The following is a 14,265-nucleotide window of genomic DNA, read 5'->3' on the forward strand; positions in this document are numbered from 1 at the left end:
GCCGAAACTAAAATGTTGCTGGCATCAATTATGATGTCCAAAATCGTTTGCTAGAGTTAACTAGCTATGTTTCATCAACGTTTGTTGTTCAGTTTTCAAGGTTCATGTCAGCTTGTGTTTCCGACTTACTATAATTTAACACCGTTATGTTTTAGCGTCAAGCATTTTCTTAAAAAAACTTTTCCGACTAATTTTTGTAAGTGCTTATATAGTTCGCATATCAGCGACAACCCTTATATTAAAGGTTATTCCTTTCTACGTCAACTGTTTTCATGAAAAAAATTCGATTATTTTAAAGAAATAATATTATGAATATAATAGCATTTCAGTTGCTTCTACCTTCTTTTATATAAGAAGAAAGATCAATAAATCCTTTTTTATCATAACAAAATAAAACAGATTGGGAGATTGGGATAAAAAAGTGCCACAAGGAAATGTTCCGTTTCCTTGTGGCACTTTGCTTCGAGCGGGCCATTCTTTAGGACATAACATAAACCTGTAGTCTCAAACTCATGCTATGCGATTACTCGTCACAAAAAAACATTTGTGATTCAACTATATACAAGGTGATTGAAATTTAGAATGTGAACGAGGCTCGAAACAAGAGGCGGACTCCTGCGGGAAAAGCGTGAGCGAGAGACTACAGGCTCGAGCCACGCCCGCGGAAAGCCTGCCTCGATGTGGAGAGCCGACGAACAAAACGCTAAAATACATTCACCGTCTATATAGAAGTCCGCTCTTCGCTTCGTGACCATGTATGAAATTTTCAGCATATAACTACACTGTACTTCATTGGAATTATACTTTTGTTCCAGCCTACTCTAAAAAAATTATTGTTTTCCAACTTTATAATAACGATGAAAAATCATTTCATTTTTTGACATGACTGCTTCAACTTCAATGTATTCACGCTCAACTAAATACTCGATAAATACTTCGAGATCTTTAGAATAATTGCTTAGCTCTTTATGCTCGTGTAATTGTTGAATAGTCCAAGCATCTTGTTCTTTCATAACCGATAAAATATGTTGTGCTCCATCTGCTGTGCGTGAGTGAATCATAAACTCGCTCGCTAAAAATAACAGCTCTAATCGTTTATCAATCGGCTCGTCACTTAAAATGAGCTCTTCGTATAATTTGTAAATGGCTGGCTCTAGCCGTTTTACTTGCGCCCACACTGTCACTTCTGGATATAAACCGCTATCAATTACAGATAGACGCGCTAAATGATGTAATGAATCGACAACATGATTGTACGCATCTAAATAGTTCTTTTGTTCAAACAACTCTTTTCCCTCTATATAACGTCGAATGAGCATCGCAAATTGAATACCTGTTTTAATTTTGCGCCCATCAAATGGAAAAGCTTTTAATTCCATCTTTAACGTATGTAAAAATTCATTGCGATCAAATAGCACTTTACCGTTAAATAACCAATCGACAAGACGACGATGCGAGCCTATAAGAAGCCATTTGCGCAATTGCTTTTCTGTAATTGTATGCATCACTGCTTTTTGGTAATCGAATGTGTAATGCTTCGTCATCATCGCCTTTTCTGCATCCTTTACGATGACGAGCAGCACCTTATCAAAAGTATCTGTAACATTTGTTTCGTTTTGCTTTTTATCCACTAAAATAATGCCGAGCGTTTCTGCATTGCTCGCCCGCTCTTGATAAATCGGTCGTAATACGTGTTCCACTTTCGCTCCCCCTTACACTAATTTCTTCTTTGCCGAATTTTAGTTGCTGCACGCTAAATAGCAGACGACTACTAGTATATCTTTTTTATTTCGACATGTTTCATAAAATTCCTCTTTGTTAGGCGAACGTTTTGCATCAAGCGTTTCGTATAGTACAATAAAACGAACAAAGGGGGCGGCATAATGAAGAAATATTCAAGCAAAATCAACAAAATACGGTCATTTGCGTTATCGCTTATTTTCATCGGCTTCGTCGTAATGTATGGAGGGATTTTTTTTAAAAGCAATCCGTGGCTCGTGCTCGTCTTTATGTCACTCGGTCTTTTATGCATCTTCGCAAGCACCGCTGTATACGTTTGGATCGGTATGCTGTCGACAAAGGCGGTCGTCATTGAATGTCCAAGCTGTGGTAAACATACGAAAATGCTCGGGCGCGTTGATATGTGCATGTATTGTAATGAGGCGCTAACACTCGATCGAGAATTAGAAGGTAAGGAATTTGACGAAGCGTATAATAAGCGCGCGAGAACATAACAAAAGGCAGCTGAAATTTCCAGCTGCCTTTTGTTATTATTGTGCTTTTGCTGATACACCTTGGCAATTCGGACATGTGCCGTAAATTTCCATGCGGTGTGAATTTACTTTAAAGCCCGTGACATGTGCTGCAAAATGCTCCACTTCATCAAGTCCAGGATAATGGAAATCTACAATCGTTCCACAGTCTTCGCAAATCATATGGTAATGATCTGTTGCACCGAGCACGAAATCAAATCGACTTGAAGAGTCACCGTACGTTAGCTCTTTCACTAAACCGGCTTCGCGGAAAACACGCAAATTGTTGTACACCGTTGCCACACTCATGTTAGGGAACTTGCCTTCAAGCGCTTTATAAATATCGTCTGCTGTAGGATGGATCATCGATTGAATTAAAAACTCCAAAATCGCATGACGTTGTGGTGTGATTCGTACACCTGTACTTTTTAACGTGTCTAACGCATCTTTTAAATGCACCTCTGACATCGCCATGCACCTACTTTCATTAGAATAGTTATTATTAGTTTATAATCGTTATAATTAGTGTATAAAATGAAAGTAGTATCTGTCAACTTTTGTGTGTTTTTATTATCAATTAGTAACCACGTTCTAAGTCTACGATATTTTCTAAATTGCGATAGCCTTGCATAAAGCGACGTAAACTCGGTTTAAAAATCGCTAAGCTACGTTCTACATATAAAGAAGAACGACTTGAAATGTGCGGTGAAATGACAACGCCGTCTAGCTGCCATAGCTCGCTCGTCTTCGGTAGTGGCTCCTCATCAAACACATCGAGAACGACATGTGCAATTTGCCCTTCCTTTAACGCCCCGACTAATACGCTCTCTTCGACGATGTTGCTGCGCCCGAAGTTCATGAAAATAGCTGTTTCCTTCATACAGACGAAATAATCGTATGAAAATAAACGATCTGTCTCTGGCGTTTTTGGCAACAGCGACAGCACGATATCTGCTTTCGGTAAATAATCTTTTAGCTGCGCGAACGTAATCGTCTCGTCCATATATTTTGCACGTTCACCTGAGCGGTTGCAACCGATCGTCGTCACGTCAAACTTTTGCAGCAGGCGTCCGATTTCCCCGCCGATCGCGCCTGGCCCTAAAATGAGTGCGGTGCTGCCGTTTAGTTCATCTTGTCGCACGTCTTGACTCCACTCACCTTTTTTCTTTTGCTCGTACATCCACGGAATGGCACGCTTTAACGCTAAAATGTGCCCGATGATTGATTCTGCCATCGGTTTTTTATGAATACCTTTGACGTTTGATACGACGATATCGCGGGCTAAAATAGTGCGCGCTGGCAGCTTCTCAACACCAGCTGATGCGACGAAAATCCATTGAATGTTTGGCGCTTTTTTGAGTAATTCCTCCGTTACATCTTCCCCGTACGTTAGCAATACGTCCGCCTTTGCAAGCGCCTCCTCATTCACGTCATGTGGAGCAAATGTGAACTGAACGTTTGGAAACGCCGAAACTAACGGCTCGCGTAAATCTGGTCGAATAAAAAATGAAGCATATACATGCATGTGAAAACACTCCTTATTGTTGTAAAGTTGATAACACGTCTTGAATGTGACCTTTCACCTTCACTTTGCGCCACTCACCAACGACTTTGCCTTGTGGGTCAATTAAAAACGTCGAACGCTCAATACCCATATACTCACGCCCGTACATTTTCTTTAATACCCACACGCCGTACTGTTCAGACACGGTATGGTCGCTATCTACAAGAAGTGAAAACGGCAGACCATGCTTAGCGATAAACTTTGTATGCTTTTTGTCGTCGTCTGGGCTGACACCTAAAATGACCGCATTGAGTGCCGAAAAATCCTCGTATGCGTCGCGGAAATCACACGCTTCTGTCGTGCAGCCAGGCGTTGCGTCCTTCGGGTAAAAATAAAGCACGACGTATTTACCTCGGTATGCTTCTAGCGATACGTCGTCGCCATTCTCATTTAGCAGCGTAAATAACGGTGCGTCTTTATGTAATAATTCCATCGCTGTTCCCTCCAGTCTTTCTAATATCGTACCCGACTGCGCTCATTTCATCAATTTGTTTGGCATAACTTTTCGTTTAGGTCTACAATGAGAATCGAAGTACAAAAACGTTCCAGTTGGAGGTAATTATGAATCATTCAAAATCAGAAGCGCTTCACGAAGAGGCACTTAAACATATCGTTGGTGGCGTCAACAGTCCATCACGCTCATATAAAGCAGTTGGCGGCGGCGCACCAGTAGCAATGGATTACGGTAAAGGTGCATATTTTTATGATATCGACGGCAACCGTTACATCGACTATTTAGCAGCGTACGGTCCGATCGTAACAGGTCATGGTCATCCACATATCGCAAAAGCAATCGCGCATGCAGCAGAAACAGGATTACTGTTCGGTACACCGACGAAGCATGAAGTGAAATTTGCAAAAATGTTAAAGGACGTCTTCCCATCAATGGATAAAGTGCGCTTTAACAACTCAGGAACAGAGGCAGTCATGACGACGGTGCGTGTGGCGCGTGCTTACACAGGTCGCACGAAAATTATGAAGTTTGAAGGGTGCTACCACGGACATTTCGACCAAGTACTTGTAGCAGCAGGCTCAGGTCCGGCAACGCTCGGCTCACCTGACTCAGCAGGCGTACCAGAATCAGTCGCAATCGAAGTCATTACAGTACCGTTTAACGACGAGAACGCATTCGTTGCAGCGATGGATAAATGGGATGGGCAAATTGCTGGCATTTTAGTTGAACCAATCGTCGGCAACTTCGGCATCGTTGAACCGAAAAAAGGCTTCCTTGAAACGGTTCACCGCATCGCAAAGGAAAAAGGCTCTTTAGTCATTTACGATGAAGTCATTACTGCATTCCGCTTCCACTACGGCGGCGCGCAAACGCTACTTGGTCTTGAGCCAGATTTAACGGCGCTTGGAAAAGTAATCGGCGGCGGCTTACCGATTGGCGCATACGGGGGGAAGAAAGAAATTATGGAAACGGTCGCGCCACTTGGACCTGCGTATCAAGCAGGAACGATGGCAGGCAACCCAGCGAGCATGCAAGCTGGAATCGCGTGTTTAGAAGTGCTTGCACAAGACGGCGTGTACGAGGAAATGGATCGCTTAGGTGCGATTTTAGAAAAAGGGTTAGTGGAAGCGGCGGCAAAGCATAACGTCCCTGTTACAGTAAACCGTTTAAAAGGTGCGCTTGCGGTGTACTTCGTTAAGGAAGCTGGGCAAGTTGTTGAAAACTACAAGCAGGCGGAAAATACGGACGGCGAAAAGTTCGGGCGTTTCTTCAAGCTCATGTTAAGTAAAGGCATTAACTTAGCACCGTCAAAATACGAAGCGTGGTTTTTAACGACAGAGCATACAGAAGCAGACGTGCTTGAGACGATTGCAGCGGCGGATTATGCATTTTCGCAATTGTAACTAACTTAAACTGTTGGTAATTGCTTTGTGCGGCTCTTCATATCGAAGTAGGCTTTTCACAGGCGTGGAGGCTCACGTTTTTCTACTGAAGTCCGCCTTTTACTACGAGTAACACTTTCCGATTCCACTCGTTTCAAATAATGTTAAATGAATGATTGTAAAAGCGTGTGCCGATATTGGCATGCGCTTTTTCTCTCAATAGTTGACGCTGTAGGCAATTATCGTATAAAGTGAACACACTATTATTTGTGAAAGGGGTGACTGCTGCTATGAAAGTTGGGGCTCGCGTCTTAAAAACAGGTGTCGCCATCGTTCTTGCATTGTTTATCGCACAGACGTTGAATGTGCCAACGCCAGTGTTTGCCGGCATCGCTGCTGTGTTTGCTATTCAGCCATCCATTTACCGCTCATACTTAACAATTTTAGAGCAAATACAAGGGAATTTGATCGGTGCAATTATTGCAGTCATTTTTGCGCTATTGTTTGGACATCAAATTGTCGCAATTGGGATGGCCGCGATTATCGTCATTAGCATTATGATTAAGCTCAAGCTCGAAAAGGCGATTTCCCTTGCGCTTGTAACCGTCATCGCCATTATGGAAATACAAGGTGATGATTTTTTAATGTTTGCTGTCGTGCGCTTTGGAACGGTGATGATCGGTGTGTTTGCGGCATTTTTCGTCAACTTAGCGTTTTTACCACCGCGCTATGAAGTAAAGCTATTTAAAAACATTTACGTGCTGCAAGATGACATTATTCGATGGACGCGTCTTGCAGTTCGCCAAGCGTCAGAGCATACGTCAACGAAAATGGCACTTACAAAGCTTGAAACGCGCTTGTCTGAGGTGACGACACTGTATGATTTCTTTAAAGAGGAGCGCAATTACCATCGCAATAAAAAATTTGTGAAAGCACGCAAGCTCGTCATGTATCGCCAAATGATTTTAACGACGCGCAAAAGCTTAGAACTACTGCATCGTTTGCATAAGCATGAAAATGAGCTCGCGACGCTACCCGATCAATTTAATCTACTCATTCAAACGCGGCTCGATTCACTGTTGACGTATCACGAGCAGCTGTTGTTGAAGTTTACAGGTAAATTAAAGCCGGAGCATTCGAAGTGGACGCGTGAAGAGGAGTATTTACGCGGTAATGAGGTGATGGAGGAGTTCATTAACCAAATTATTTTGTCTCGTGAAAACATTGAAGAGGAAGAGTTTTCGAGTTATCACTTGCTGTACATTTTATCGCGCATTTTAGATTACGAGGAAAACTTAGAGCATTTAGATACGCTCATCGTGTCGTATCGCAGCTATCATAGTAAGGAAATTAACATTGATTTAGAGCAAGATTTTTACTAACCTTCTATCGCACTTCACGTCGAGGTAGCCTTTCCATGACACATCTTGTTGCGAACAATACTGTTTCCTTGCTATAGAGGCGGCATTTGAAAATGATAGTTAGGCTAAAACGTGTACTATATACGATTCGCGCTACCGCCTATGCTGCGAGACTTTCTAGGCAAGAGCAATGCGGTAGATTAAAGAAGGTGATCACGCGCCATCGCCTTCATAAAAAACGTCGTGTTTGCCGCCGAAGCTTAGAATTATTTGCGAACCGCCATATGCTCCTGCTGATTGACCGGCTAATGAACATGCTTGATCCAATACAATTTGCTGCATTTTTGCATGCTTCATAAAATAATCTGAACCTGATATGAATTCATGTCGTCTATATAAGGAATTGTTTGATATAATGTTGAAGTTAGTACATTGTTTCACTTTTTATTTTAAGGCAGTTGTTCTATACTGATAGCTGATACAACATACGAACACCTATTTTACTAATCAAGGAGATTTCACATGCTTACTCGTAATAAGTTAGTACCTATTTTTTTGGTCTTTTTATTACTTCAACCTGTACTTGATGTGCTAACGAACTTGCTGATGAACACGTTTGGCATTAACTTGTCACTCGGTATTATTGTTCGTACGCTTGTCATGCTAGTCTTCATGTTATTTGTTTTGAAAGAAGTATTTACAAACAAAGATCACTCACTCATGTTCCATATTGCAGCGATCACCTTCCTTGCAGCGATGCAATTGATCGTGACACTGCTGTTCAAAGAAGGTGCGAGCCTCGGGAGCGAAATTACGTTTCTCGTAAAATCGGTTTATCCGGTCGTCTTAATTTTTGCGCTGTTTTATTTAATGCGCTCAAAGGAAGAGCTGCATCGCCTCGCAAATGTTGTGATGATCAACGGGATTGTCATTTCAGCATTTATTTTAGTGCCAACTTGGTTAAACTTCTCGTTTGATAGTTATGACCACGGCTTAAAAGGAAGCTTAGGCTTTTACTCATCAGGTAACGAAATTAGTGCGGTATTAATGTTCGCCTATTTCTTCTCGGTATATACGTTGTTCTTCCGTAAAGGGAAACAAACGATTTTACCGTTCCTATCTGTCTTTTTAATTACATGGTCATCATTTTACGTCGGAACGAAAGTAGCAATCGGGGCCATTTTAGTTATTGCTATACTGTTTGCTTTAGCCATTTTCATTTTCCGTATGAAAGAAGTAAAGAAAACGAACGCGGCATTTTTAGCTGTGCCATTCATTTTCTCACTGCTGTTCTTTAACGGTGTACCTGCTGCCGAAAATAGTCAAATGGCAGAGGAGCAACAAGCCGCACGTAATCAAAAGTATGAAACGCCGGAACTGTTTTACGCAGCAGACGACGTAGCACGTATTTCAGAAGTTGTTCGTTTACGTGAAAAAGTAAACCCAATCATTACGAAAATCGTATCGTCGCGTGACATTTACGCGATTGAAACATATGAAGACTACGAGCGCGCCCACGTTATGCGCAAGCTGTTCGGTTTAGGCTATGCTGGCGATTATTACGATGATGTCGATGTAAAAATTATCGAGATGGACTTCATCGACTACATTTTCTCATTCGGTATTGTCGGAACGGTTTATTTCTTACTTGTGTTCGTATCATTCCTCGTGTTTACGGTCAAAGCGGTGTTCTCAACACGTGGCGTAACGCGCGGGAAAATTTTATATGCGCTCTTTGCGTTCTTACTAGCAATGTCAGTATCACTGCTTGCCGGACACATTTGGTTCGCACCAGCAGTTAGCATTTATTTAGCCGCGATGGTCATTATGCTCTATCGCGTCACACAGCTTGATACGATGGTAGAGAGTAATAGTTAATATGCAAAAAGCACCTGAAGGACGAAACTTCAGGTGCTTTTTATGTGATTTACTTAAATTTATTCTCCTTATTTATTGACATAAAAAAATAAAGGTGATAAATTTGATTACAGATACAAGAATATATTTCGTTGTGTCGACCCTCGCAGATAAATTCTGGCGAGTTTTTTTTTGCCTATTTTTATTACGTATGGTCAATTGCTCTACACAAAATGAGCTTTTCATTTAAAAGTTCTTTAAAATCCACACCATCTACATCTTGATCCTCATACTCAATAAATTTGAAGTTAACGTAATCATTAATTGTTACACTTTTCTCATCAATAAACCCTCGTGCTTTTAAAAATTCATATCTTGTTAACGTACAGACTAACGAACAAATAAAGTCAACAACCTCACTTCCACAATGAGGGGGCGTATATTCACTGCCGACTTCTTCCTTACGTATGAAACGAATTTCATCTAACAATTTCACAGCAGTCTCTTGTAAAAATCGTTCTGTACCGATCGTAAGTGATTCATTAAATGCCGCCTTCAAATCATTTTTCGCATCAAAGTTTTTCCCATCAGCATCGAATCTAATTTTTATGTACCGCTCAGACGTTAAGTTTTGATTCAAATACAATTGCCCTTCAATTTCTTCTGTTAACAAATGCTCAATAATCAAATCGAGTTGCTGTTTAAACGTAATGCGTGGTGCTAGTTTTGCGATGTTTTCTGGTGGGTTCGATTTCTTTTTCGTTAATCCTTTCGTTCCTTTGTTCACATATTGTCTTTTAGTATTTACATAATCTGTGTTAATGATCGTAAATTCCGCGGACGACAATAATTGTTTTAAATCGTTGAAGAAGCTCTTCAAATCACTTTTCGATTGTTCCTCCGAACGCTCTTCATCGTAAAATGTCGAATATGCTGACAAATCCGAATCATCTAAACTTAATGACTTCTTTACTTTAGTTAGAAATGTAGCTACATTAGGTGAGTCAACGTTTAATAAATATTTAGCTATAATCGTTTCCATATCCATCGTTTTGAAATCACCTTCTACGCACTTATATTTTTGAATGTTTTGTATATGTGTCTTCGAAAACAACTTCTTGAACTCCGCAAAATGTAAACATTCATTTTTAGGAATATTATATTTAGCTCGCAATGCTCTCCATTCATCTTCAAATTGATTTTTATAATAATTCGACTCAAAAATGACACTAGAAATTGAATAGTAGTTCAATTCTTTACATGCTGGAAACTGCACATTTAATGAATTGGTGAAGTAATTTGTTTTACACTCATCTGAATATGAGTAAAATAAGCCTTTTTCCAAAATGAAAACAACCTTTCTAAAATAACGTATTCTCGTATGTTCCATCATAAACAAGTTTTTTCGACCATACAAGTAAAAGCCGAATAGTAGCCACTTCTGTAAGTGGCTACTATTCGGCTCTTCATTAATCTAAATGCTGAATTTGGAACAGATCATAATACGCACCTTGCTTTTTCATAAGCTCTGCGTGCGTGCCGTATTCCTTCACACGTCCGTGGTCGATAACGTAAATTGTATCGGCATGTGTAATTGTCGATAAACGGTGTGCAATGACAATCGTCGTGCGGTCGTGCGCTAGTCGCTCAAGCGAATCTTGAATGAGCGCTTCACTTTCTAAATCGAGTGCAGACGTCGCTTCATCGAGCACAAGCACAGGCGGATTTTTTAAAAACACGCGTGCAATCGCAACACGTTGCTTTTGCCCACCTGATAGTTTCACGCCACGCTCGCCAACTTTCGTATCATATCCTTGTGGCAGCGACATAATGAAGTCGTGTGCGTTCGCTGCTTTTGCCGCTTCGATCATGTCTTCTTCGCTCGCGTGTGGGTTCCCCATTAAAATGTTTTGGCGTACCGAGTCGCTAAACAAAATGTTGTCTTGCAGCACGATGCCGATTTGTGAGCGCACCGACTCCATCGTCGCATCACGCACATCGACATCATCAATTGTAACTGAGCCGCTCGTCGCATCGTAAAAGCGTGGAATTAAACTAACGATTGTCGATTTGCCGCCGCCGCTCATGCCGACAAATGCGACTGTCTTCCCTGGTTCAATCGTAAAGCTTACGTCATCGAGCACGTTTTTGCCGCCATTTTCATACGCGAAGCTAACGTTGCTAAACGCCACTTTCCCTTGAATCGCTGGCAGCTGCTTTGCATTCATTTTATCTTCAATGTCGTACGCCTCATCCATTAGCTCAAACATGCGGTCCATTGATGCAATCGCCTGTGTAAGTGTCGTCGATGAGCTCATTAAACGACGAAGCGGTGAATACAGTCGCTCAATGTATGCGATAAACGCCGCCATGACCCCGATCGTTAAGTTGCCTTGAATAACTTCGTAGCCGGCATACGCAATGACGAGAAGCGGTGCAATGTCGGTAATCGTGTTGACGACCGCAAATGATTTCGCGTTCCAACGCGTTTGGTCAAGTGACTTTTCTAAAAACTCATCGTTCGTGCTATCGAAAATCGTTTGCTCGTGCTTTTCAAGTGTAAAGCTTTTAATGATGCTCATGCCGCTTACTCGCTCATGCAAATAACTTTGTACGCCTGCAAGTGCTTGCGAGCGTTTTCGTGTTAAGTCGCGCAGCTTGCTAAAGAAATATTTGACGCTAATCGCATAAAGCGGCAGCGTAATGAGTGCGACGATTGTTAGCTTGACGTTTAGCGTTAACATAATCGCCACTGCAATTAAAATTGTCGCTAAATCTAGCCACATGTTCATTAAACCGATCATGACGAAGTTTTTCGTTTGCTCGACGTCGTTAATGACGCGCGAAATGACTTCACCTGCTCGCGTGTTCGAATAATATTTCATGCTGAGCTTTTGTAAATGCCCATAAATTTCTTGACGAATATCGTATAAAATTTTATTCGATAAGTGCTGTGCGTAATATTGACGGTAATACTCAACCGGCGGACGAATGATGAAGAACAGCACAATCGTTCCACCAATCCAATACGCAAGCTGTGTCGTCTTCTCCTCGATCGACATATCGCCACCAATAATATCATCAATAATAATTTGAATTAATAACGGCGTGAACAACGGGATGGCAAATTTCAAAATCCCAATCGCCATCGTTAAAATTAACATTCCCCAATACGGCTTCACAAACCGCATATAACGCTTCATACTATCCAACGTATCACCCTCATTCTGTAGTTGAAAGACAAGATTTAATTATGGCATTTTTTGCGGGAAAAATCCATTTCGCTGTTTGGGCGTGTGCTTAACTGTTGCCTTGCTATCATCTTTCTACCACGCTCATTTGATCTTTAACTATAGTTACTTTTCACGACGAAGCAGGCTTTCCGCGGGCTCGGCGGCGAACACGATGTTGGTCATGAGGCACGTGCTTTTCCCGTAGGAGTCCGCCTCTTGTTACAAGCAACTTTTACGCGTCAACCTTCAGCTTATGGTGATGTACTACTAGGCTAGAACAAATGTAAAATTCAATCGTGTAAGAGATACGCTTACACATAAAAAGAGAGCTATGCTTCAGTCAATACAACTGAAACATAGCCCTAGCTTTTTGTCATTCCGATGAATAAATATCCTTTAGCAGCTTGTACCTGCTCGTCCACGCCTCGATAAAATCTGGTGCGAATGGTCCGCGTCGTTGGTGAATCCAACTAATGAGCTTGTCGACGTTACGCTTTAAAATTTTATCGATGACCTCTGGATATGCCATTTCTTTACGGTGTTGCTCGTACTCATCCTCATCTAACAGAGTATAGCTCATATCAGGGAATACTTTCACATCTAAATCGTAATCAATGTACTTCAATGCATGATTATCAAATACAAATGGTGAACTAATGTTGCAATAATAATACACACCATCGTTGCGCAGCATACAAATAATGTTAAACCAATGCTCCGCGTGAAAATAGCAAATTGACGGCTCTCGCGTTAACCACGTGCGACCATCAGATTCTGTAACAAGCGTACGTTCATTTGCGCCAATTACGATATTTCTTGTCCCTTTTAAAACCATTGTTTCTTGCCAGACGCGGTGGATACGACCGTTATGCTTATAGCTGTGGATTTGTATCGTTTCTCCTTCTACTGGTACTGCCATATTGAAGCCCACCTTTTCGTCTTACACGTTTATATAGTAATCTTCTCTATTATAACAATGTCATTCCGAAACGTGTAGAGTGAAACACCGTTTTGTAAAACTTTCTATCCCAAACTATTTTCATACGCTTTTAAAATTTTCAGCATCGACACAGGCATTGGATACTTTTTCATTTCCTCAAATGTTACCCAATGTTGTTGTACCCCGGCAACATCGACGACAAACACGTCCATATGCCACACTAAATGCGAAAATATGTGCTTTAGCGTTGTTAAGTTTTCCTTCGTCGTAATCGTCACATCGTATTGCTGCTCCAGTAACGTCGGTGTAAATACGTCGTCGCCACGCTCAATCATCGGGAACTGCCACATGCTCGCTAGTAAACCGCTTGCATCGCGCTGCTCGACTTTCAAATTGCCCGCTTCATCACGCATGACGTACACGTCGTAATAAAGCGGCTTCGTCTTCACCTTTTTCGTTTTCACCGGTAGCTTCTCCGGCTCACCTTCATGAAACGCTGTGCAATACTCGCGCACTGGGCAAAGTAAGCATTTCGGTGACGTCGGCGTACAAATGAGCGCCCCTAGCTCCATTAAACCTTGGTTAAACGACGACGCATTGTCGCGGTCAATGAGCATATCGACTGCCGCTTCGAACACCTTTTTCGTCTTCGGCAACGCGATGTCGTCATGAATGTTCAGCACACGACTGAGCACGCGCATGACGTTCCCATCAACCGCATGCTCTGGCACACCGTACGCAATCGATAGCACCGCGCCTGCTGTGTACGGACCGACACCTTTTAGCTTGGAAATTTCCTCGCGCGTGTTCGGCACGACCCCGCCGTATACTTCAACGACTTCGCGCACACCGGCTTGTAAATTGCGCGCACGTGAATAGTAGCCAAGCCCTTCCCATTGTTTCAGTAACAATTCTTCTTCCGCATTCGCTAAAGCGTCCATCGTCGGAAAATGCTCTAAAAAACGGGTATAATACGGTATGACCGTATCGACGCGCGTTTGCTGGAGCATCACTTCAGACACCCAAATTTTGTATGGATCTTTCGTATGTCGCCACGGTAAATCGCGCTTTTCTTGCTCAAACCATGTGACAAGTGCTTTGCGAAATTGTTCGGCATATGCGTAATGCATGAAAAACACCTCTCTCATATTTCATTTTATTGGAAAACAATGTACACTAAAGGTATACATCCGTTTTAGTTGTACGTCACCTTGTAAGGAGT

At 41.8% G+C, this 14,265-nt stretch carries 12 protein-coding genes; 4 read left to right on the plus strand and 8 right to left on the minus strand.

Features of this window, described 5'->3' with window-relative positions:
- Positions 1-830: 830 nt before the first annotated feature.
- Positions 831-1,700, minus strand: a complete 870-nt coding sequence (locus A6K76_RS06860; protein ID WP_066463425.1) for a nucleotidyltransferase-like protein — start codon at positions 1,698-1,700, stop codon at positions 831-833.
- A 183-nt stretch (positions 1,701-1,883) separates the two neighbouring features.
- Between A6K76_RS06860 and A6K76_RS06865 the strand changes: the two genes are divergently transcribed.
- Positions 1,884-2,234, plus strand: coding sequence for a YgzB family protein (locus tag A6K76_RS06865; protein WP_066463426.1), 351 nt, complete (start codon positions 1,884-1,886; stop codon positions 2,232-2,234).
- A 36-nt stretch (positions 2,235-2,270) separates the two neighbouring features.
- Here A6K76_RS06865 and perR read toward each other — a convergent pair whose 3' ends face one another.
- From perR to bcp, 3 genes are all read right to left on the minus strand, one after another.
- Positions 2,271-2,720 (minus strand): peroxide-responsive transcriptional repressor PerR, encoded by a 450-nt coding sequence (gene perR, locus A6K76_RS06870; RefSeq protein ID WP_066463427.1) that lies wholly within the window; start codon positions 2,718-2,720, stop codon positions 2,271-2,273.
- Between the two features lie 109 nt (positions 2,721-2,829).
- Positions 2,830-3,777 (minus strand): D-2-hydroxyacid dehydrogenase, encoded by a 948-nt coding sequence (locus tag A6K76_RS06875; protein WP_066463428.1) that lies wholly within the window; start codon positions 3,775-3,777, stop codon positions 2,830-2,832.
- Between the two features lie 13 nt (positions 3,778-3,790).
- Complete coding sequence (gene bcp, locus A6K76_RS06880) at positions 3,791-4,249, minus strand: thioredoxin-dependent thiol peroxidase (protein WP_066463429.1); 459 nt, start codon at positions 4,247-4,249, stop codon at positions 3,791-3,793.
- Between the two features lie 128 nt (positions 4,250-4,377).
- Here bcp and A6K76_RS06885 point away from each other — a divergent pair, with 128 nt between their 5' ends.
- The 3 genes from A6K76_RS06885 to A6K76_RS06895 all read left to right on the plus strand — a co-directional run bounded on the left by A6K76_RS06885 (position 4,378) and on the right by A6K76_RS06895 (position 8,891).
- On the plus strand, positions 4,378-5,673 hold the full coding sequence (locus tag A6K76_RS06885; RefSeq protein ID WP_066463430.1) for a glutamate-1-semialdehyde 2,1-aminomutase: 1,296 nt from the start codon (positions 4,378-4,380) through the stop codon (positions 5,671-5,673).
- A gap of 269 nt (positions 5,674-5,942) precedes the next feature.
- On the plus strand, positions 5,943-7,034 hold the full coding sequence (locus A6K76_RS06890) for an FUSC family protein (RefSeq protein ID WP_066463432.1): 1,092 nt from the start codon (positions 5,943-5,945) through the stop codon (positions 7,032-7,034).
- A gap of 501 nt (positions 7,035-7,535) precedes the next feature.
- A complete protein-coding gene (locus A6K76_RS06895) occupies positions 7,536-8,891 on the plus strand; it encodes an O-antigen ligase family protein (protein ID WP_066463434.1) in 1,356 nt (451 codons plus the stop codon).
- A 184-nt stretch (positions 8,892-9,075) separates the two neighbouring features.
- Here the strand turns inward: A6K76_RS06895 and A6K76_RS06900 are convergent, their stop codons facing one another.
- From A6K76_RS06900 to mutY, 4 genes are all read right to left on the minus strand, one after another.
- Positions 9,076-10,215, minus strand: coding sequence for a hypothetical protein (locus A6K76_RS06900; protein ID WP_066463437.1), 1,140 nt, complete (start codon positions 10,213-10,215; stop codon positions 9,076-9,078).
- A 124-nt stretch (positions 10,216-10,339) separates the two neighbouring features.
- The gene (locus A6K76_RS06905) at positions 10,340-12,082 is read right to left on the minus strand and encodes an ABC transporter ATP-binding protein (RefSeq protein ID WP_066463439.1); all 1,743 of its coding nucleotides are present in this window, start codon (positions 12,080-12,082) and stop codon (positions 10,340-10,342) included.
- Between the two features lie 394 nt (positions 12,083-12,476).
- Positions 12,477-13,022, minus strand: coding sequence for a nucleoside tri-diphosphate phosphatase (gene ntdP / locus A6K76_RS06910; RefSeq protein ID WP_066463441.1), 546 nt, complete (start codon positions 13,020-13,022; stop codon positions 12,477-12,479).
- A gap of 104 nt (positions 13,023-13,126) precedes the next feature.
- Complete coding sequence (mutY, locus tag A6K76_RS06915; protein WP_066463443.1) at positions 13,127-14,173, minus strand: A/G-specific adenine glycosylase; 1,047 nt, start codon at positions 14,171-14,173, stop codon at positions 13,127-13,129.
- Positions 14,174-14,265: the final 92 nt, after the last annotated feature.

Origin of the sequence: Caryophanon latum, from assembly GCF_001700325.1 — a bacterium.
In the GTDB taxonomy this organism is placed as follows: domain Bacteria; phylum Bacillota; class Bacilli; order Bacillales_A; family Planococcaceae; genus Caryophanon; species Caryophanon latum.